Annotated in this window: 16 protein-coding genes; 15 read left to right on the plus strand and 1 reads right to left on the minus strand. The window is 72.6% G+C overall.

Translation table 11 applies throughout. From position 1 onward, the window contains the following. Positions 1–433: 433 nt before the first annotated feature. The 15 genes from ACVMLK_RS14510 to ACVMLK_RS14580 all read left to right on the plus strand — a co-directional run bounded on the left by ACVMLK_RS14510 (position 434) and on the right by ACVMLK_RS14580 (position 17,030). Positions 434–727 (plus strand): hypothetical protein, encoded by a 294-nt coding sequence (locus ACVMLK_RS14510; protein ID WP_422921983.1) that lies wholly within the window; start codon positions 434–436, stop codon positions 725–727. A 63-nt stretch (positions 728–790) separates the two neighbouring features. Continuing rightward, a complete protein-coding gene (locus ACVMLK_RS14515) occupies positions 791–2,797 on the plus strand; it encodes a BTAD domain-containing putative transcriptional regulator (protein WP_457486768.1) in 2,007 nt (668 codons plus the stop codon). 73 nt (positions 2,798–2,870) lie between these two features. After that, positions 2,871–3,722 carry a formate dehydrogenase accessory sulfurtransferase FdhD gene (gene fdhD, locus ACVMLK_RS14520; protein WP_457486769.1) on the plus strand — a complete coding sequence of 284 codons (852 nt, stop codon included), beginning with the start codon at positions 2,871–2,873 and terminating at the stop codon, positions 3,720–3,722. Positions 3,723–3,833: 111 nt separating this feature from the next. After that, positions 3,834–4,577 (plus strand): Bug family tripartite tricarboxylate transporter substrate binding protein, encoded by a 744-nt coding sequence (locus ACVMLK_RS14525; RefSeq protein ID WP_457486770.1) that lies wholly within the window; start codon positions 3,834–3,836, stop codon positions 4,575–4,577. Further along, a complete protein-coding gene (locus ACVMLK_RS14530) occupies positions 4,568–4,810 on the plus strand; it encodes a hypothetical protein (protein ID WP_457486771.1) in 243 nt (80 codons plus the stop codon). Before ACVMLK_RS14525 ends, ACVMLK_RS14530 begins: the two co-directional genes overlap by 10 nt. A 172-nt stretch (positions 4,811–4,982) precedes the next feature. Beyond that, the gene (gene fdnG / locus ACVMLK_RS14535) at positions 4,983–8,069 is read left to right on the plus strand and encodes a formate dehydrogenase-N subunit alpha (RefSeq protein ID WP_255528799.1); all 3,087 of its coding nucleotides are present in this window, start codon (positions 4,983–4,985) and stop codon (positions 8,067–8,069) included. 25 nt (positions 8,070–8,094) lie between these two features. Further along, positions 8,095–9,072 (plus strand): formate dehydrogenase subunit beta, encoded by a 978-nt coding sequence (gene fdxH / locus ACVMLK_RS14540; protein ID WP_422921981.1) that lies wholly within the window; start codon positions 8,095–8,097, stop codon positions 9,070–9,072. Beyond that, positions 9,072–9,752, plus strand: coding sequence for a formate dehydrogenase subunit gamma (locus ACVMLK_RS14545; protein ID WP_198368056.1), 681 nt, complete (start codon positions 9,072–9,074; stop codon positions 9,750–9,752). The genes fdxH and ACVMLK_RS14545 overlap by 1 nt, the downstream gene beginning before the upstream one ends. Positions 9,753–9,791: 39 nt before the next feature. After that, positions 9,792–10,724, plus strand: coding sequence for a formate dehydrogenase accessory protein FdhE (fdhE, locus tag ACVMLK_RS14550; RefSeq protein ID WP_457486772.1), 933 nt, complete (start codon positions 9,792–9,794; stop codon positions 10,722–10,724). Positions 10,725–10,727: 3 nt separating this feature from the next. Continuing rightward, positions 10,728–12,323: an L-seryl-tRNA(Sec) selenium transferase gene (gene selA, locus ACVMLK_RS14555; protein WP_457486773.1), complete on the plus strand. Its 1,596-nt coding sequence runs from the start codon at positions 10,728–10,730 to the stop codon at positions 12,321–12,323. Between the two features lie 60 nt (positions 12,324–12,383). Then, a complete protein-coding gene (locus ACVMLK_RS14560) occupies positions 12,384–12,857 on the plus strand; it encodes a RidA family protein (RefSeq protein WP_198365262.1) in 474 nt (157 codons plus the stop codon). Beyond that, on the plus strand, positions 12,854–13,288 hold the full coding sequence (locus ACVMLK_RS14565) for a GNAT family N-acetyltransferase (RefSeq protein WP_457486774.1): 435 nt from the start codon (positions 12,854–12,856) through the stop codon (positions 13,286–13,288). The genes ACVMLK_RS14560 and ACVMLK_RS14565 overlap by 4 nt, the downstream gene beginning before the upstream one ends. A gap of 35 nt (positions 13,289–13,323) precedes the next feature. After that, a complete protein-coding gene (locus ACVMLK_RS14570; RefSeq protein WP_232476906.1) occupies positions 13,324–14,763 on the plus strand; it encodes a YcjX family protein in 1,440 nt (479 codons plus the stop codon). 125 nt (positions 14,764–14,888) lie between these two features. Beyond that, positions 14,889–15,800, plus strand: coding sequence for a DUF697 domain-containing protein (locus ACVMLK_RS14575; RefSeq protein WP_457486775.1), 912 nt, complete (start codon positions 14,889–14,891; stop codon positions 15,798–15,800). Positions 15,801–15,866: 66 nt separating this feature from the next. Further along, the gene (locus tag ACVMLK_RS14580; RefSeq protein WP_457486776.1) at positions 15,867–17,030 is read left to right on the plus strand and encodes a GNAT family N-acetyltransferase; all 1,164 of its coding nucleotides are present in this window, start codon (positions 15,867–15,869) and stop codon (positions 17,028–17,030) included. 1,024 nt (positions 17,031–18,054) lie between these two features. Here ACVMLK_RS14580 and ACVMLK_RS14585 read toward each other — a convergent pair. Beyond that, the coding region (locus ACVMLK_RS14585; protein ID WP_457486777.1) for an aldehyde dehydrogenase family protein at positions 18,055–19,293 on the minus strand (1,239 nt) is incomplete at its 5' end.

Consider the following 19,293-nt stretch of genomic DNA (forward strand, 5'->3'; position numbering starts at 1 on the left):
CCACCACCAGCGCCTTCCGCGGCGCGCGGGCGCCGCCCGGCGGGGCGGGCAGGCGGCGCCGCGGGCGGTCGCCGCGCCGGGCAGCGGCGGAACCGCGCCGGGAGCGCGCATGCCGGCGCCGAGACGCACGCGGCCGGAATCACGCAGGCTGTCGATCGAGAGCTTGGTCATGGGGATTCTTTCCTTGGGGCCGGGCCCCCCCGCGAGAGGGCGGCCTGTCGGTGGGAAGGACGCCGGGGCATCTCTACCCCAACAACAGGGATATTAAACCCATGGTTGATGAAATCAAGGAATATTTTCCGATTTTGCGGTGGGAAACCCTGGCCGCCTTTTGACGGGGCCTTGACGTTAAGGGTTCCTTAATCACGCGCCCCGCATCGCCGGCGCCGATAGCCTGCGGCCAGATGAACCACGATCGGAGCAGGCGATGATGATGAGCAAGATCCGGAGCCAGGACGCCTTCGCCCAGGGGGATGAGGACATGCTGCAGGCCTACAATGAAGGGCAGGACAGCCTGCTCCGCGTCTATGCCGAGGCGCGCCGCTATATCCATTGCCGCGACCGGCACCAGCAGATGGAGCGCCTGGGCCAGGCCGGGCCGCGCGATCTCGCCGAGGCGATCGAGCGGGATTTCGTTGCCTTCGAGCTGGAGGGAGCGGAGCGCTCGTTGCGGGCGGCGCTGCGCGGCGCGGATGTGGCTCTGGGGCAGTCCCTGTCCCCACGGTAGCGGTGCCGGCCCGGACTTCGCGCCAATAGGTGACAGCTTCGTGAGATCGGCTAGGTTGGCGCCATGGGCCGTATCGAGAGGATCGGGGCCGGGCGGGACGCCGGCCCGCCGCTGCCGTCCTGGCCTGCTCCGGGCCCGGCCAGCCCGCGCCTGCGCCTGGGCCTGATCGGCCCGATGGAGGCCTGGACCCTGTCCAGCCAGGCGGTCCTGCCGCGCTCGCGGAAGGCGCGCGCCCTGCTGGCCGTTCTCGGCATGGCGCTGGGCCAGCCCGTGCCGCGTCAGCGCCTGGCCGAGCTGCTCTGGTCCCGCCGCGGCGAGGAGCAGCAGCGCGGCTCGCTGCGCCAGGCGCTGCATGACCTCCAGGCCGCGCTCTCGCCCGCCGGGCCACGCCTTCTGCAGGCCGGGCGCGACGCGCTGACGCTGGAGCGGGAGGATGTCTGGGTGGATGCGCTGGCGCTGCTCGCGCCGGACGCCACCCCGGCCGCGCTGGACCTGCTGTCCAACACCGTCCTGCCCGATCTGGAGGGGCTGGATCCCGCCTTCGATGCCTGGCTGACGCAACAGCGGGGCCGGCTGCAGGAGGCGGCGGCCAACCGTGCCGCCGCCCTGCTGGCCTCGGCCGGCCCGCAGGAGGCGGCGCTGGAGGCGGCGCAACGGCTGCTCCGCATCGATTCGAGCCGGGAGCAGGGGTGGCAGGCCCTGATCCGGCTGCGGCTGGCGCAGGGGGACCGCGGCGCCGCGCTGGCCGCCTACGAGGCCTGCCGCAACCTGCTCGCCAGCCGCTACAACGCCACCCCCTCGGCCGAGACGGAGGCCCTGGCGCAGGCGCTCCGCGCCACGGCCGGCCCGCCCCTGGCACAGCCGGCGCCGCCACCGCCGCCACGGCAGCGGGGCGCGCGGCTCGGCGTCGTGCCGCTGCGCCTGCTGGGTGAGGGGGTCGCGCCGCATCTCGGCTTCGGCCTGGCGGAGGAGATCGGCGCCGCGCTGTCCCGCCTCCGCTGGATCTTCGTCGCCGACAGCACCTCCCTCGCCAGCCTGGCGGAGCGCGAGGGGGTGGAGGCGGCGACGCGGGCGCTCCGCCTCGACTATCTGCTGAGCGGCACCGTGCAGCGCGGCGGCGAAACGCTGCGCGTGACCCTGCGGCTGGCCGACCAGCGCGAGCCGGGCCTGGTCTGGAGCCAGCGCTTCGACCGCCCGGCCGGCGATCTGCTGGCCCTGCAGGACGAGGTCGCGGCCGCGGTGGTGGCGCGGATCGATCCCGAGATCCTGCTGATCGAGGCGCATCACGCCGGCGCCCGCCCCAGCCAGGGCAGTGCCTACGACCTTCTGCTGCGCGCCATCCCGGCGATCCATGGCCTGGATCGCGAGACCTTCCTCGGCGCGAGGCGCTGGCTGGACGAGGCGATCCGGCTGGAGCCGGACTATGCCCAGGCCCATGCCTGGCACGCCTACTGGCATCTCTTCCTGGTCGGCCAGGGCTGGGCGGCGGACGAGGCGGCCAGCACGCGGGAGGCGGAGCGCCTGGCGCGGCGGGCAAGCGGTCTCGACCCGCTGGATGCCCAGGCCCTGACCATCCAGGGGCATGTGCGCGCCTTCCTGCACCATCAGGTGGAGGAGGCGGCGGAGCTGCATGCCCGCGCCCTGGCGCGGAACCCGAACCTGGCCATGGCCTGGGTCTTCTCCGGCATGGCGGAGAGCTACCGGGGGCGGCACGAGGTGGCGCTGGCGCAGTTCGACCGCTACCTCGCCCTCTCGCCCTGCCATCCTCACGCCTTCTTCTTCGACGCCGGGCGCGGCATTCCCCTGCTGATGCTGGGCCGGCATGCTGAGGCGGCGGCGGTCGGCCGGGCCTGCACCGCGCTGCGGCCGGAGTTCAGCTATCCCTACAAGACCTATCTCTCCGCCCTGGGCCATCTGGGCGAGGCGCGCGAGGCGGCGGAGCTGCGCGAGCGGCTGCTGGCCATCGAGCCCGACTTCACGGTGGCCAAGGCGCTGCGCCGCACGCCGGTGCGCGGCGCGGCCGACCGGCAGCACTACGCCGAGGGGCTGCGCCGGGCCGGGCTGCGGTGACGCCGCCCGCGCGCCGGGGTGACTTCCCGCCGCGCCTGCCCCATCTCCGCTGAGGCGGTGGCCGGAGGCGGGGATGCCGCGCGCCACGCCGGCCGACCCCGGAGGATCGATGCACGACACGCCCGCCCATGCCCTCTGCCCCGCCCGGCGCCACGACGCGGCGCGGCCGGCACCTCCTGTGGCGCCAGGGGAGGTGCCGGTGCCGGAGGAGGTGCCGGTCGCGCTGACCTATGGCCGGGCGACGCATGCGGTGATGATGGCGACGCCGCGGGACCTGGAGGATTTCGGCCTCGGCTTCAGCCTGACGGAGGGCATCATCGCCGAGCCCGGGCAGCTGACGGCGCTGGAGGTGCTGCCGCGCCCGGCGGGCTTCGAGGTGCGGATGACCCTGTCCGAGGACCGCGACGAGGCCCTGCTGCACCGCCGCCGGTACATGGCCGGCCCGGTCGGCTGCGGCCTCTGCGGGCTGGAGAGCCTGGAGGCGGTGCTGCGGCCGCTGCCACGGCTCGAGGCCGGCCTGCGCCTTGCGGCGGATGCGGTGCCGCGGGCCCTGGCGGCCCTGTCGGAGCATCAGCCCCTGCACGATGTGACCCATGCGGTGCATGCGGCGGGCTTCTGGCGCGCCGGCCAGGGCCTGGTGCTGGCGCGCGAGGATGTCGGCCGCCACAACGCCCTCGACAAGCTGGTGGGCGCGGTGCGGCGGCAGGGGGAGGCGCCGGCGGGCGGCGCCGTCGTCCTCACCAGCCGTGTCTCGGTGGAGATGGTGCAGAAGACCGTGCTGCTCGGCGCGCCGGTGCTGATCGCGGTCTCGGCGCCCACCGCCCTGGCGGTGCGCACCGCCGGCGCGGCCGGGCTGACGCTGATCGCCCGCGCGCGGGGCGGCCGTTTCGACGTCTTCACGCATCCGGAGCGCCTGCTGGGCTGAGGCGCAGGGAGAAGGGGGCTTTCCACGCGGCGGCGCCTAACGTCTCCTGTCCATGAGCGAGACAGGACCCGGGCTGGACAGAAGAGCGCGGGCAGCAGGAGGAGACAGGCCATGGCGCGACGGCGCGACATTCTTCTGGCGGCATCGGCGGCGCTGGCGGGGGGCACGGCGGTCAGGGCCCAGGAGGCTGATGGCTACCCCGGCCGCCCGGTGCGGATCGTGGTGCCGGCCCCGGCGGGCGGGCAGGCGGATGTCACCGCCCGCCTCGTGGCGGAAGGGCTGCGCGCCCGGCTGGGGCAGCCCTTCGTCATCGACAATCGCGGCGGCGCCAGCGGCACCATTGGCCTGGACCATGCCCGGCAGCAGCCGGCGGATGGCTATACCCTGGTCTGCAGCGTCGCCGGGAGCCTGGTGGTGAACCCGGTCTTCGACCCACGCGTCCCGATCGACGCGCTGCGCGACTTCGCGCCCATTACGCAGTTCGGCCTGTCGACGAACTGCCTCTTCGTGCGCGCTGGCCTGCCGGCCCGCAGCCTGCAGGAGCTGATCGCCCTGGCGCGGCAGAGGCCAGGGGAGCTGACCTATGCCTCAATCGGCAATGGCACGATCTCCCACATCTATACGGAGCTGTTCCGGCGGACGGCCGGGATCGAGCTCCTGCACGTGCCGTTCCGCGGCGGCTCCGCGGCGGTGCAGGAGGTCATCGCCGGCCGCGTCGACCTCATGATCATCGACTTCACCACTGGCGACCAGCCGATGCGGGAGGGCCTGCTGCGCGGGCTGTCGGTGACTGGCACCCGGCGCTGGCCGGCGGCGCCGGAAATTCCGACCTTCAGGAACAGCAGGTGCCGCTGACCCTGATCGGGTGGAACGGGCTGTTCGCGCCGCGCGGCACGCCGCCCGCCATCATCGACCGGCTGGCCGCGGCGGCGAACGCGGTGGTGCGCGATCCGGCGAATGGCGAGCAGTTCCTGCGCATCGGCCTGATCCCGACGGGAACCTCGCCGGCCGAGTTCGAGGCGGCGATCCGTGCCGATACCGCGCAGTGGCGCGAGGCGGTGCAGCTCTCCGGCGCCAGGCCGGACTGAACCGGGCGGGCTTCCCGGGCTTGGCGAATTGAGAAGCGTTATCAGAAACATGCGGCGATGTCGGGCGCGCCGCCGGGCGAATCGCTTTCCGCTTGACACCGAACTGGCCGCGCCTCACCTCTTCCTGGTCCGACCACCTGCCAGGGTCGGCTCAGTGGATGGGAGGGCCGTGATGAACATGGAACTCTCGCGGCGCGGCTTTCTGAAAGCCGCCGGCGCGGGTGTTGCAGCGACGTCGCTGGGTGCGTTGGGCTTCGGCGAGGCTGAGGCGGCGGTTTCCGCCCTGGTCCGGCCCCTGAAGCTGGCCAATACGACCGAGACGCGCAACACCTGCACCTATTGCTCCGTCGCCTGCGGCATCATCCTCTATTCCAGGGGCGATGTGCGGAAGGGCGAGCGGGCCGAGATCACCCATATCGAGGGTGACGCGGACCATCCGACCAACCTGGGCACGCTCTGCCCCAAGGGCGCCGCGCTCAAGGACTTCGTCCATTCGCCCACCCGCCTGAAGCACCCGATGGTGCGCCGGCCGGGCTCCGATCGCTTCGAGCAGGTCTCCTGGGACTACGCGCTCGACCGCATCGCGCGGCTGATGAAGGACGATCGGGACGCCAACTTCCTCGCCACCAACGAGGCGGGATTGCCGGTGAACCGCTGGACCACCACCGGCATGCTCGCGGCCTCCGCCACCACCAACGAGACGGCCTGGGCGACCTTCAAGGTGGCCAAGACCCTCGGAATCGTCGGATTCGATAACCAGGCGCGCGTCTGACACGGCCCCACGGTGTCCAGTTTGGGCCCGACATTTGGCCGTGGAGCGATGACCAACTCCTGGACCGACATCCGCAACACCGATCTCGTCGTCGTCATGGGCGGCAACGCGGCGGAGGCGCACCCCTGTGGCTTCAAGTGGGTCACGGAGGCGAAGGCGCATCGCGGCGCCAAGCTCATCGTGGTCGATCCGCGCTTCACCCGCACGGCATCGGTCGCGGATTTCTACGCGCCCATCCGGCAGGGCAGCGACATCGCCTTCCTGCTCGGGTTGATCCGCTACTGCATCGAGAACGACAAGGTGCAGTGGGAGTACACCAAGGCCTTCACCAATGCCTCCTTCATCGTCAAGGAAGGCTTCGGCTACGCCGATGGCCTGTTCTCCGGCTATGACGAGGAGAAGCGCGACTACGACCGCACCAGCTGGGACTATGAGATCGGCGAGGACGGCTATGCCAGGGTGGACCCGACCCTGCAGCACCCGCGCTGCGTCTGGAACCTGCTGAGGCAGCACGTCTCGGTCTACACGCCCGAGATGGTGGAGCGGATCTGCGGCACGCCCAAGGCGAAGTTCCTGAAGATCGCGGAGATGGTGGCGGAGTGTTCCTCGCCCACCAGAACCATGACCTCCATGTACGCGCTGGGCTGGACGCAGCATTCGCACGGCGCGCAGAACATCCGCGGCATGGCCATGCTCCAGCTCATCCTGGGCAATATCGGCGTGCGGGGCGGCGGCATGAACGCGCTGCGCGGGCATTCCAACATCCAGGGCCTGACCGATCTGGGCCTGATGTCGCATCTCCTCACCGGCTATCTGAACATGCCGACGGAGAAGGAGCCGGATCTGGCCACCTACATGGCCTCGCGGCAGTTCAAGCCGCTGCGGCCCGGGCAGACCAGCTACTGGCAGAACTACAGCAAGTTCTTCGTCAGCTTCATGAAGGCCATGTGGGGCGATGCCGCGCGGGCCGAGAACGGCTGGGCCTACGACTACCTGCCCAAGCTCGACGTGCCCTCCTACGACGTGCTGCGCATGTTCGAGCTGATGAACCACGGCAAGGTCAACGGCTATCTCTGCCAGGGCTTCAACCCGGTGCTGGCCTTCCCCAACCGGGGCAAGGTGGTGGCCGGGCTGTCGAAGCTGAAGTTCCTGGTCACCATGGACCCGCTGGAGACGGAGACCGCGCGCTTCTGGGAGAACCACGGCGCGTTCAACGACGTGAACACCGCCAGCATCCAGACCGAGGTCTTCCAGCTTCCCACGCGGTGCTTCGCGGAGGACCAGGGCTCGCTGACCAATTCCGGGCGCTGGCTGCAGTGGTTCTGGCCGGGCGGCACCGCGCCCGGTGAGGCCAGGCCGGACACCTGGATCATGGCGCAGATCTTCCTCCGCATGCGCGAGCTGTACCGCAAGGAGGGGGGTGCCTTCCCCGACCCGATCCTCAACCTGTCCTGGGAGTACCACGATCCGAACGAGCCGGAGCCGGAGGAGCTGGCGAAGGAGATCAACGGCCGGGCCCTGACCGACCTGACCGATCCGAACGATCCGTCGAAGGTGATCGTGGCGGCCGGCAAGCAGGTGCTGAACTTCACGCAGCTGCGCGATGACGGCTCGACCATGTGCGGCTGCTGGATCTATTCGGGCTGCTTCAACGAGGCCGGCAACAACATGGCCCGGCGCGACAACAGCGATCCGGACCAGACCGGCACGCATCCCAACTGGACCTGGGCCTGGCCGCTGAACCGGCGGACGCTCTACAACCGCGCCTCCGCCGACCTGAACGGCAAGCCCTGGGACCCCAGCCGCAAGATCATCGAATGGGATGGCACGCGCTGGACCGGCTATGACGTCCCCGATATCGGTGTCACCGCCAAGCCGGGCGAGGTCATGCCCTTCATCATGAACCAGGAGGGGGTGTCGCGCCTCTTCACGCGGGGCATGATGCGGGACGGGCCTTTCCCGGCGCATATGGAGCCCTTCGAGAGCCCCATCGCCAACGTGATGAACCCGCGCATGCGGGGCAATCCGGTGGCGCGGCTTTTCGAGAGCGACCTGGCGCAGTTCGGTACCTCGGAGGAGTTCCCCTTCGCGGCGACCTCCTACCGGCTCACCGAGCACTTCCACTACTGGACGAAGCACAACCGGGTGAATGCCGCGCTGCAGCCCGAGTTCTTCGTCGAGATCTCGGAGGAGCTGGCGGCGCTGCGGCAGATCACCCCGGGCGGCTGGGTGCGCGTCTGGTCGAAGCGCGGCTCGGTCAAGGCGAAGGCGGTGGTGACCAAGCGCATCCGGCCGCTGATCTGCGATGGCAAGACCGTCCATGTGGTCGGCATCCCGCTGCACTGGGGCTTCACAGGCTCGGCGAAGAAGGGCTTCGGCCCGAACTCGCTGACGCCCTTCGTGGGCGACGCCAACATCGAGACGCCGGAGTACAAGGCCTTCCTGGTAAACATCGAGCCGTCCTCGGCGCCCGGGGTGACGTCATGAGGCGGTCCGTGAAGGGGATAGCGGCATGAGCGACAGTCCGCGCACCGCGGTCAGCAACCCGCCGACCCAGCCCATGGCCAGCAACTTCGGCGAGCGGGATCTGGTCCGCCGCTCGGCGACGGAGGACCTGCCGCCGCCCGAGCGGCAGCTCACCCCGGTCGCCAAGCTGATCGACGTCTCCAAGTGCATCGGCTGCAAGGCCTGCCAGTCGGCCTGCGTGGAGTGGAACGACACCACGCCGGCGATCGGCGAGAACACGGGCGTCTACGAGAACCCGCACGATCTCACCGAGAACATGTTCACCCTGATGCGGTTCACGGAATGGGTGAACCCGGAGACCGACAATCTGGAGTGGCTCATCCGCAAGGATGGCTGCATGCACTGCGCCGATCCGGGCTGCCTCAAGGCCTGCCCGGCCCCCGGCGCCATCGTGCAGTACACCAACGGCATCGTGGACTTCATCCACGAGAACTGCATCGGCTGCGGCTATTGCATCAAGGGATGTCCCTTCAACATCCCCCGCATCTCCAAGGCCGATCACCGCTCCTACAAGTGCACCCTCTGCTCCGACCGTGTCGCGGTGGGCCAGGGGCCGGCCTGCGCCAAGGCCTGCCCGACCCAGGCCATCGTCTTCGGCACCAAGGAGGACATGAAGCAGCATGCCGCCGGGCGCATCGCCGACCTGAAGTCGCGCGGCTTCGCCAATGCCGGGCTCTACGATCCGCCGGGCGTCGGCGGCACGCATGTCATGTATGTGCTGCACCACGCCGACAAGCCGCAGATCTACGCCAACCTGCCGGAGAATCCGCGCATCTCGCCCCTGGTGCAGAGCTGGAAGGGCGTGACCAAGTATGTCGGCCTCGCCGCGATGGGCATGATGGCGGTCGGCAGCATCGTCCATGGCGTCTTCGCGCGGCCCAACCGCGTCTCGCGGGAGGATGAGGAGAACGCCGAGAAGCTGGTGGAGGGCAAGCCCGTGCCGCCGCCAGGGGAGCATGCGTGATGGTGGAGCGCGTCCAGCCCGGCGATGCGGTGCATCCCGGCAAGCCGGTCACGGTCAACCGCTACGGCGCCGGCGCCCGGCTCAACCACTGGATCACGGCGACCAGCCTGATCCTGCTGGCCCTCTCCGGCCTGGCGCTGTTCACGCCCTCGCTCTACTTCCTGACCGCGCTCTTCGGCGGCGGACAGAACACCCGTGCCTTCCACCCCTGGATCGGCGTGGTGCTCTTCCTCAGCTTCTTCATCTTCTTCTTCCAGCTCTGGAAGGCGAACCTGCCGGAGAAGGTGGATATCGTCTGGCTCAGCCGCATCCGCGACGTGATCGGCGGGCGCGAGGAGCGGCTCCCCGAGCTCGGCAAGTACAATGCCGGCCAGAAGTTCATCTTCTGGGCGATGACCGGGCTGATCCTGCTGCTGATCGTCAGCGGGGTGGCGATCTGGGAGGCCTATTTCGCCGCCTATGTCTCGATCCCGATGCGGCGGGTCGCGGTGCTGGCGCATTCGGTGGCGGCGGTGCTGATCATCTGCGTCTTCATCCTGCACGTCTATGCGGCCTTCTGGACGCGTGGCACGCTGCGCGCGATGACGCGGGGCACCGTCACCGGCGGCTGGGCCTGGCGGCATCACCGCAAGTGGCTGCGCGATCTGGCGGGGCAGCGCAAGACCGGCCCCGCCGAGTAATCCCGAGGCGCATGTGGCCGGTCCGGCCCGCGAGGTGAGATGTCCACTTTCCATGGGCTGCAGCCCGACCCCTCCGCCATCGGGCGGCTGAGCAAGCCGCCCTTCGCCCTGCTGCCCGATCCCGCGGCGCTGTTCCGGCAGCGCGCCGAGCGGCTGGAGGTCCTGGCGGCGGAGAACCCGCTCGGCCCCTATCTGCGCTTCCTGGCCGGGATCTGCGCGGCCCAGGCGGAGGTCGCCGCCGGCCTGCCGCCGCCCGACCCGCTTCCGGCCGGGCAGGTGGAGCGGGCGCGGGACGGCCGCATGCCGCCGCTCGACCGCCACGCCCTGGCGCGCGACGCCGCCCTGCCGGGCCTGGTCACCCGCTTCCTCGACAGGCTGGCGCCATCGACCATGCCGGAGCCCGCCGCCGCCGCCATCGCCGCCCTGCGCGAGGCCGGGCCGGAGGCGCTGGGCGCGATGCTGGAGGCCGTCGCGGAGGATTCGCTCCCGGTGGAGCAGCTGCCGGAGCATATCCTCCTCGCCGCCGCCCTGCAGGTCGCCATGGCGCGGCGCGCCGCCACCCTGCCAGCGGAGCGGCTGGTGCCGATCGAGACCGGCGTCTGCCCGGCCTGCGGCGGCCCGCCCGCCGCCTCCCTGGTGACCGGGCGACCGGGCGCCGAGGGCGCGCGCTACGCCGCCTGCGCCGCCTGCGGCACGCAATGGAACGAGGTGCGGATCAAGTGCCTGGCCTGCGGCTCGACCCAGGGCGTGGGCTACAAGGAGGTGGAGCCGGCGGCCGGATCGGACGAGGCCGCGACGGTGAAGGCCGAGACCTGCGACGCCTGCCGCTCCTGGGTGAAGATCTTCTACCAGAACCTCAACCCTGCCCTGGAGCCCATCGCCGACGACGTGGCCAGCCTCGGCCTCGACCTGATGATGCGCGAGACCGCGTATCGCCGCGCCGGCTTCGACCCCTTCCTGATCGGGTACTGAGCCATGGCCGCGCCGGACGCGCTGCGTGCGCTGCCCTCGGTGGATCATGTTCTGCTCTTGGCCGGCGGCGCGATCGAGCGCTTCGGCCGCGCGGAGGTGACGACCGCGGTGCGGGAGGAACTGGCCCGGCTGCGCGCCGCCGGTGGCGCCGGCCTGGAGCGGGAGGCCGCCGCCGCTGCCGTGGCCGCCGCCGCCCTGGACCGTCTGGCGGCCCGGGAGCGCTCGGGCCTGCGTCCGCTCTTCAACCTGACCGGCACGGTGCTGCACACCAATCTCGGCCGCGCGCAACTGGCCGAGGCCGCCATCGAGGCCGCGACGGCGGCGATGCGCGAGGCGGTGGCGCTGGAGTTCGACCTGGAGAGCGGCGGGCGCGGCGAGCGGGACGACCACCTGCGCGGCCTGTTGCGCGAGCTGACCGGGGCCGAGGACGCCACGGTGGTGAACAACAACGCCGCCGCCGTGCTGATCGCGCTGAACACGCTGGGCGAGGGGCGGGAGGCCATCGTTTCGCGGGGCGAGCTGATCGAGATCGGCGGCGCCTTCCGCATGCCCGACATCATGGCGCGCGCCGGGGTGCGGCTGGTCGAGGTCGGCACGACCAACCGCACCCATGCGCGCGACTACCGCGCGGCGCTGCGGCCGGAGACCGGGCTGCTGCTGAAGGTGCATCCCTCCAACTACCGGATCGAGGGCTTCACGGCCGAGGTACCGGGCGCGGAACTCGCCGCCATCGCCCATGAGGCCGGCGTGCCGCTGCTGAACGACCTCGGCTCCGGCACCCTGGTCGATCTGTCCGCCCATGGGATGGCGCGCGAGCCGACGGTGAGTGAGGCGGTGGCGGAGGGGGCGGATCTCGTCACCTTCTCGGGCGACAAGCTGCTCGGCGGGCCGCAGGCCGGCTTCATCCTGGGGCGGCGGGACCTGATCGCCGCCATCAACCGCAACCCGATGAAGCGGGCGCTGCGTGTCGACAAGATCCGCCTCGCCGCGCTGGAGGCGACGCTGAAGCTCTACCGCGACCCGGCGCGGCTGGTGGACCGGCTGCCGACCCTGCGCCTGCTGGCCCGGCCGGAGCCGGCCCGGCCCTTGCCGCCGCCGCGCCCGGCGGTGGCGCGCAGCCATCTCTGGAAGGTGGTCGTGGGCGGCCAGCGGGTGACGCTGCGCGGCAGCGAGGCCGCCGATGGCAGCCTGTCCGACATCGCCCTGTCCGTCGGCCGCGACGGTGCCGGCGGGCGCGGCCTGCTGGAAGGCCTGCTGCAGGCGGTGAACATCGGCCTGGCGCGGGGCGTGCCGCTCTCCGACTACGTGTCGAGCTTCGCCTACAGCCGCGACTGCGTCACCCGCTCCGGCCCGGCCGGGCCGGTGGAGGGCGACCCCGAGATCCTCAGCGCCACCTCGGTGCTGGACTGGGCCTTCCGCCGGCTGGCCATCGCCCAGCTCGGCGCCGCCGAGGCGCTGCGCCTGTGGCCGGACCCGGTGCCCGAGGACGGCGTGGAGGCCGGGTTGCCGCCCTCCGACCGCGGGCCGCTGCTGCCGCTCGACCTGCCGGCGCAGCCCTCGCCGGCGGCGCGGCGGCGCACCTTCCGCCTCGTCGGCTGATCCCGCTTCCCGATCCCCCCCCCTCCCGCTTCCCGCTGAGCCAGAGAAGGAGCTGTCCCCATGGCCGGACGTATCGCGGCGCGCCTCGCCGAACTCGGCATCGCCCTGCCCACCCCGGCGGCGCCGGTCGCCAACTACGTGCCCTTCACCGTGACCCTGGAGGGGCGGCTGGTCGTCGTCTCCGGCCAGGTGCCGACGCGCAACGGCGTGGTGGCGCATACGGGCAAGCTCGGCGCCACGGTCAGCCTGGAGACCGGGCAGGAGGCGGCGCAGCTCTGCCTGATCAACGTGCTGGCGCAGTTGCAGGCGGCGGTGGGCGATCTCGACCGCGTCACGCGCGTGGCGCGGCTGGGCGGCTTCATCGCCTGCGTGCCGGAGTTCACCCAGCACGCGCAGGTCATGAACGGCGCCTCCGATCTCGCCGTCGCGGTCTTCGGCGAGGCCGGGCGGCATGCCCGCAGCACCATCGGCGTGCCCAGCCTGCCGATGGACGCCGCCGTCGAGGTCGAGGGGATGTTCGAGATCGCCCCATGAGCGGCCCTCCCGCCATCGAGGTGACCGATGCCGAGGGCGCCGATGGCGGCGTGGTGCTGCGCGGCATCCTCGCCTTCAACGAGGCGGCGGTGGGGCCCTCCGGCCGCCGCCCGCTCTCGGTCCTGGTGCGCGACCCGGAGACCGGCGCGGTGCTGGGCGGTCTGACCGGGCGCACCGACAAGGGCTGGCTGTTCATCGAGCTGTTCCATCTGCCCGAGGCGCTGCGTGGCGGCGGCCTCGGCGCGGCACTGCTGGCGCGGGCCGAGGCGGAGGCGAGGGCGCGCGGCTGCGTCGGCGCCTGGCTCGACAGCTACAGCTTCCAGGCGCCGGCGTTCTACCGCAGGCAGGGCTATACCGAGTTCGGCCATGTGCCGGACAATCCGCCGGGCCATACGCGGCACTTCTTCCGCAAGGTCTTCCCACCCGGCTGAGGCCCGCGCCGCGGCGCGGGTCTGGCCGCGGCGCCATGCGCTCCCCACATGGGCAGGGCCAGGAGCGGGACGGGAGGCAGATGGCGGCGGGGATCGAGCAGATCGGGCATGGGCTGACCCGGATCACCACGGAGGCGGAGCGCCTCCTCAACGAGACCACGCTGCGCCTGGCCATCACCGGCCTCAGCCGCTCCGGCAAGACGGTCTTCATCACCTCGCTGATCGCCAATCTCCTGGCCCTCGGCCGCGGCCGCGACACGCTGCCGGCGCTGACCCGCCACATGGCGGAGCAGGGCCGGCGCATCGAGGCGGTGCGGCTGGAGCCGGCCGGCACCCAGGCGCTCGACTGGTTCGATGCCGCCGACAAGCTGCGCGATCTCGCCGGCGCCAGCCCGCACTGGCCGCCCCGCACCAGCGATCTCGCCAGCACCGCGCTGACGCTGACGGTGGAGCGCGGCGGCACCTGGCGCGGCCTGCTGCCCTCCCGCCGCATCCGGCTGGAACTGCTCGACTATCCCGGCGAGTGGCTGCTCGACCTGCCGCTGCTGGACCAGGACTTCTCCCAGTGGTCCGCCGCCACCCTGGCGCTGCTGCGCCGCCCGCCGCGCAGCGCCGTGGCGGGGGAATTCATGGCCTTCCTGGCCAGCCTGCCGCCGGAGGCGCCGGCGGAGGAGGCGGTGGCCCGGCGCGGCTACCTCCTCTACCGCGCCCTGCTGACCGAGGCGCGCGACCGGCTCGGCCTGCGCTGGCTGCAGCCGGGCCGCTTCCTGGTGCCAGGTCCCAAGGGCGAGAGCCCGCTCATGTGGTTCTTCCCCTGTCCGGGCGAGGGCGCGCCGGCGCCGGGCAGCCTGCGCGACCTGCTGGCCCGGCGCTTCGAGGCCTATCGCGACGACATGCGGCAGAGCTACTTCGACCCCTGGTTCGCCCGCTTCGACCGGCAGGTGGTGCTGGTCGACGCGCTGGGCGCGCTCTGCGCCGGGGAGGGCGCCTTCGAGGACACGCGCGAGGCGGTGGCGCAGATCGCCCGCGCCTATGACGCGCGCTCCCGCTCGCGCTGGCTCGGCCTGCCCCTGCTCCGGCGCGTCGCCTTCGTCGCCAGCAAGGTGGACCATGTGCCCGCCGCGCAGCGGCCGGCCTTCGAGAGCCTGTTCCGCGGCATGGTCGCCGTGCCGGACGGGCGGATGGTCACGCATCGCGCCGTCTCGGCGCTGCGCTGCACGGAGGAGGCGCCGCCGGCCGCGCCCGGCGGGGCGCCGGTGGTGCAGGGCGTGCCGCTGGGCGAGAACCGGCGCCGCCCCTTCCGCCCCGGTCATATCCCCGCCGCCCCGCCGCCGCCGGGGGACGCCTTCTGGCAACGGCCCTATTTCGAACTGCCGGTGTTCCGCCCGCCGCTGATCGATCCGGACGGCCGGGAGGGTCTGCCGCATATCGGCATGGATGAGCTGATCACCTGGCTGCTGGAGGATGCGCTGTGAGCCTGCCGCCCCGGGCCGCCGGTCCCGAGTCCACCGGTCCCACGCCAGCGCACCCTCGGCCCGGCTCCGCCCCGGGCTGGGCCGACGAGCCGCGCGCGCCGCAGCCCCTGGATCCGTCCCTGGATTTGCCCCTGGAGGCCGCCCTGCCGCCGCCCGGCCTCGGCCCCGCCTGGCTGGACCCCGGCGACGGCCCCCGGAAGGGCGGGGAGGGGCCGATCCGCCATGGCGAGCCGCTGGTGCTGAGCCTGCCGGAGGCCGCGCCCGGCGCCGGCTGGCTGGCCTCGCTCGGCACGCTGGGTGGCGCGGCGGCGCTGCTGGTGCTGGGGAGCTTCGGCCTCGGCCTGGGGCTGATGCTGGACGATCTCTTCGCCGCCTCCCCGGTGCTGGGCTGGCTCGGCGCGGCGCTCGGCCTGGGCGCGGGGGGGCTGGCGCTCTGGGGGCTGGGGCGAGAGTGGCGCGCGCTGCGCCGGCTCGACGCGCTGGATGGGCTGGCCCGCGCGTTGCGGGAGACGCCGGACGCCGCCCGGCCGCCACCTGCCCTGCTGCGCTGGGCCGATGCGCTGGCGCTGCGCCTGCCGGAGGCCGAGGCGGCGGTGGCCGAGCTGCGCAAGGCGGCGAGCATGGGCGAGGCGCGCGGCCTGCTCCGTGCCGCGCTGATGCCGGTGCTGGACGCGCGGGTGCGGGCGCTGGGCGGGCAGGCGGCGCGGCAGGTCTTCCTGGCCACCGCCGTGATCCCCTCGCCGGCGCTGGATGCCGCGGCCATGGCCTGGATCGGCCTGCGGCTGATGCGGCAGGTGGCGGTGCTGCATGGGGTGCGGCCGGGGATCGGCGTGCTGTGGCGCCTGCTGCGGCGGCTGGCCTTCTCGACGGGGCTGACGGTGGGCACCGAGATGGTGGTGGAGGCCGGGGTGGAGCAGCTGGTCGAGGGCCACGCGGCGAAGCTGGCCGGCGGCGCGGCCGGGGCGGCGGTGGCGGCGCGGCGGATGCTCCGCCTGGCGGCGGCGACGGGGGAGGCCTGCCGGCCGGTGCCGCGCTGACCCGGAGCGCCCGCCGCCGCCCGCGGCCCTTGCGATCGGGCGCGCCGGCCGCACATGCTGCCCATCATGCCTGATGTCCCGCCGCAGGAGCTGACCCTCCGCCTGCACCCCGCCATCGCGGAAATCTCCGCGGCGGAATGGGATGCCTGCGCGGGGGATGAGAATCCCTTCGTCAGCCACGCCTTCCTGGCGGCGCTGGAGGAGAGCGGCTCGGCCGGGCCGCGGAGCGGCTGGCTGCCGCAGCATCTCGCCCTGCGCGACGCCGCCGGCCGGCTGGTCGCCGTCGCGCCGGCCTATGCCAAGAGCCATTCCTACGGCGAGTATGTCTTCGACCATGCCTGGGCGGAGGCGCTGGAGCGGGCGGGGGGGCAGTACTACCCCAAGCTCCAGGTGGCGGTGCCCTTCAGCCCGGTCCCCGGCGCGCGCCTGCTGTGCCGGCCCGGCAGCGGCGTCGGGCCGGAGGCGGTGGCGCAGGCGCTGGCCCAGGTGACGGAGGCGCTGGGCCTCTCCTCGGCCCATGTCACCTTCTGCACCGACGCGGAATGGCGGGTTCTGGGCGAGGCCGGCTGGCTGCGGCGCCTCGGCACCCAGTTCCACTGGAGCAACGCGGGCTACGGCGATTTCGAGGAGTTCCTCGGCGCCCTGTCCAGCCGCAAGCGCAAGCAGCTGCGGCGCGAGCGGCGCGAGGCCCGGGCGGCCGGCCTCACCTTCCGCACGCTGCGCGGCGCCGAGATCACGTCGCGCCACTGGCAGGCCTTCCACCGCTTCTACCGCAGCACCGTGGACCGCAAATGGGGCAGCGCCTATCTCACCGCCCGCTTCTGGCCGCTGCTCGCCGAGCGGCTGGGCGAGCGCGTGGTGCTGATGGTGGCCGAGCGCGCGGGCGAGCCGGTGGCCGGCGCGCTGAACCTGATGGGACGGGACACGCTCTATGGCCGCAACTGGGGCGCGGCCGAGGAGACGCCCTTCCTGCATTTCGAGCTCTGCTACTACCAGGCCATCGACTTCGCCATCGCCCAGGGGCTGCGGCGGGTGGAGGCGGGCGCCCAGGGGCAGCACAAGATCCAGCGCGGCTACCTGCCGGTGCCGACCTATTCGGCGCATCTCATCCGGCATGGCGGGCTGCGCCGGGCCGTGGCCGCCTTCCTGGAGCGCGAACGCCCGGCCATGGAAGCCGAGATGGCGGAACTCGCCGCCGCCTCGCCCTTCCGCGCGGCGGGCGAGGCATAGCCTCGGGATGTAACCCCGGAGCACTTTCCCGGGCGCCCGCCCTGTGGCAAGGACGGGCCGGATGCGGACGTGGCGAAACCGGTAGACGCAGCAGACTTCCATTGGAGTGCCCGCGGGGAAACCCGCGGTGCAGAACCGCTCAAAGTCGGGGAAAGCTAACGGGCCCGCCGGCCCCACGCCAATCCCGAGCCAAGCCTCCGGCGGAGACGGCGGAGGAAGGTGTAGAGACTGGACGGGCGGCGCCTAAAGCCCCGGCGGCACGCGGTGCCGGCCCGGCGGCCAGGGTGAAGGGACAGTCCAGACCACGAACGCCGCGAGGCGGCGGCGAAAGCCGTGGTGGTACGAAAATCTGCCTCCCCTCGGGGATTGCGGGTTCGAGCCCCGCCGTCCGCACCATGCCACCGCCGCCGGCCGGTCGCGGCAGGCGCCTGAGGAAGACGCGGGACAGGCACGGCGAACTTCGTCGGGGCCGCTCCGCGCGGGGCGGCGCGCGATGCGGCCGGAACGTCCGGAGACGCATGCCTAATGTCGGACGCATGCCTGGCCTTGCCGGAGCAAGGCCCGGGGCAGGCGTGGCGGCGTCAGTCGGCCGCGCGCAGGTGCGGCAGGCCCTGCGGCCAGTCCCGCTCCATCAGCGAACGGGCATAAAGTCCGCCTCCAACGAGGGCGGCAACGACAGTCACGAAGAGAATAGCGGACATGGGTAGGCCCCTTGATCCTTTGGTCCCGCCGCTGGATTGCGCCGGTAAGGTGAATATAGGGAGCCACTCCTTGCCAAAGCCTTGCGCATTTCGCGGGTGCAGCAATCGCGGGTGCATAGCTTCTCAGTCATGCTTTTAATGCATGGCAGATCGAACATCTATCTTATACAAGAATGGCTCGCGCCAGAGCCGCGCACCCTGACCTGCGCCGTGGCGGACCTAGAGCATTTTCCGTTCGCCCAGGCTCACGGCACACGCTCTGGCCATTTGTTTTTGCGAGCATCTTCACCCGATCAGGTGGTTCCACCTGATCGGGATTCGCTCTAGCGCAGCAGGCGGCGCGCCAGCCGCAGGGCGCGCTCCCCGCGGGGCGGATCGAGCAGGCGGGAGAGGGACAGCGGCCCGTGCCGCACCCGCGCCTGCCAGTCGCTGAAGGCCTCGAAGCCGGCGCGGCCATGATAGCGCCCGAAGCCGGAGCCGCCGCTGCCGCCGAAGGGCAGGCCAGGGAAGGCGGCGAACTCGACGCAGCGCTCCTCGACGATCGCACCGGCCCGGCAGCCTGCGGCGACGGCGGCCGCCTCCGCCCGGCCGGCCCCGAAGAGATAGAGCGCCAGCGGCGCCGGCCGGGCCGACACCCAGGCCAGGGCGGCCGGCAGGTCGGGCAGCGCCCTCACGGCCAGGCTGGGGCCGAAGATCTCGCCCGCCGCCGCCTCCCCCTCGTCACCGATCAGGACGATGCCGCCCGGCAGCGCCTCGCCGCCGCTGGCGAGCCGTGCCTGCCGGGCCCGCTGGGCGGGCAGGACGGCGCTTTCCAGCCGCACCGGGCTGGCCCGGCAGGCGGCGGCGAAATCGGCGGCGGCATGGCCGACCAGCAGGACGGTGTCGGGCGCGACGCAGGTCTGCCCGGCGTTGATCGCCTTGCCCGCCAGGATGGCCCCGGCGGCGCGGCGCAGGTCGGCGCCCGGCAACACCAGGGCGGGACACTTGCCGCCCAGCTCGAGGGTCAGGGGCGTCAGCCGCTCCGCCGCGCCGCGCATCACCGCCCGGCCGGTCTCGCCGCCGCCGGTGAAGACCAGGTGATCCCAGGGCTGGGCGGCGAAATCGGCCGAGACCGCCGCATCGCCCTGCACCACCCGCACGACATCGGGGCCGGGCGCGGCGGCCAGCAGCTCGGCCAGCAGGGCGGCGGTGCGCGGCGCCTGCTCGCTCGGCTTCAGCACCACGCGGTTGCCGGCGGCGAGCGCCTCGGCCAGGGGCCAGAGGCTGAGCTGCACCGGGTAGTTCCACGGCGCCATGACGCCGACCACGCCCTTCGGCACCGGCCGCGTCCAGGCCAGGGCGGGCTGGAAGGCCAGCGGCACCGGCACCCAGCGTGGCCGCGCCCACCAGCGCAGCCAGCGCCGCGCCCGCCGTGCCGCCTGCGCCGCCACCAGGACATCGGCGATCAGGGTCTCGACCGTGGCGCGTCCGCCGAAATCGGCATCGGCGGCGGCGGCCAGGGCCTCGGCGCGGCGGATGGTCTCGCGCGCCAGGGCGGCGAGATGCGCCCGGCGCTCCGCCAG

The sequence above is a fragment of the Teichococcus aerofrigidensis genome (assembly GCF_054073225.1).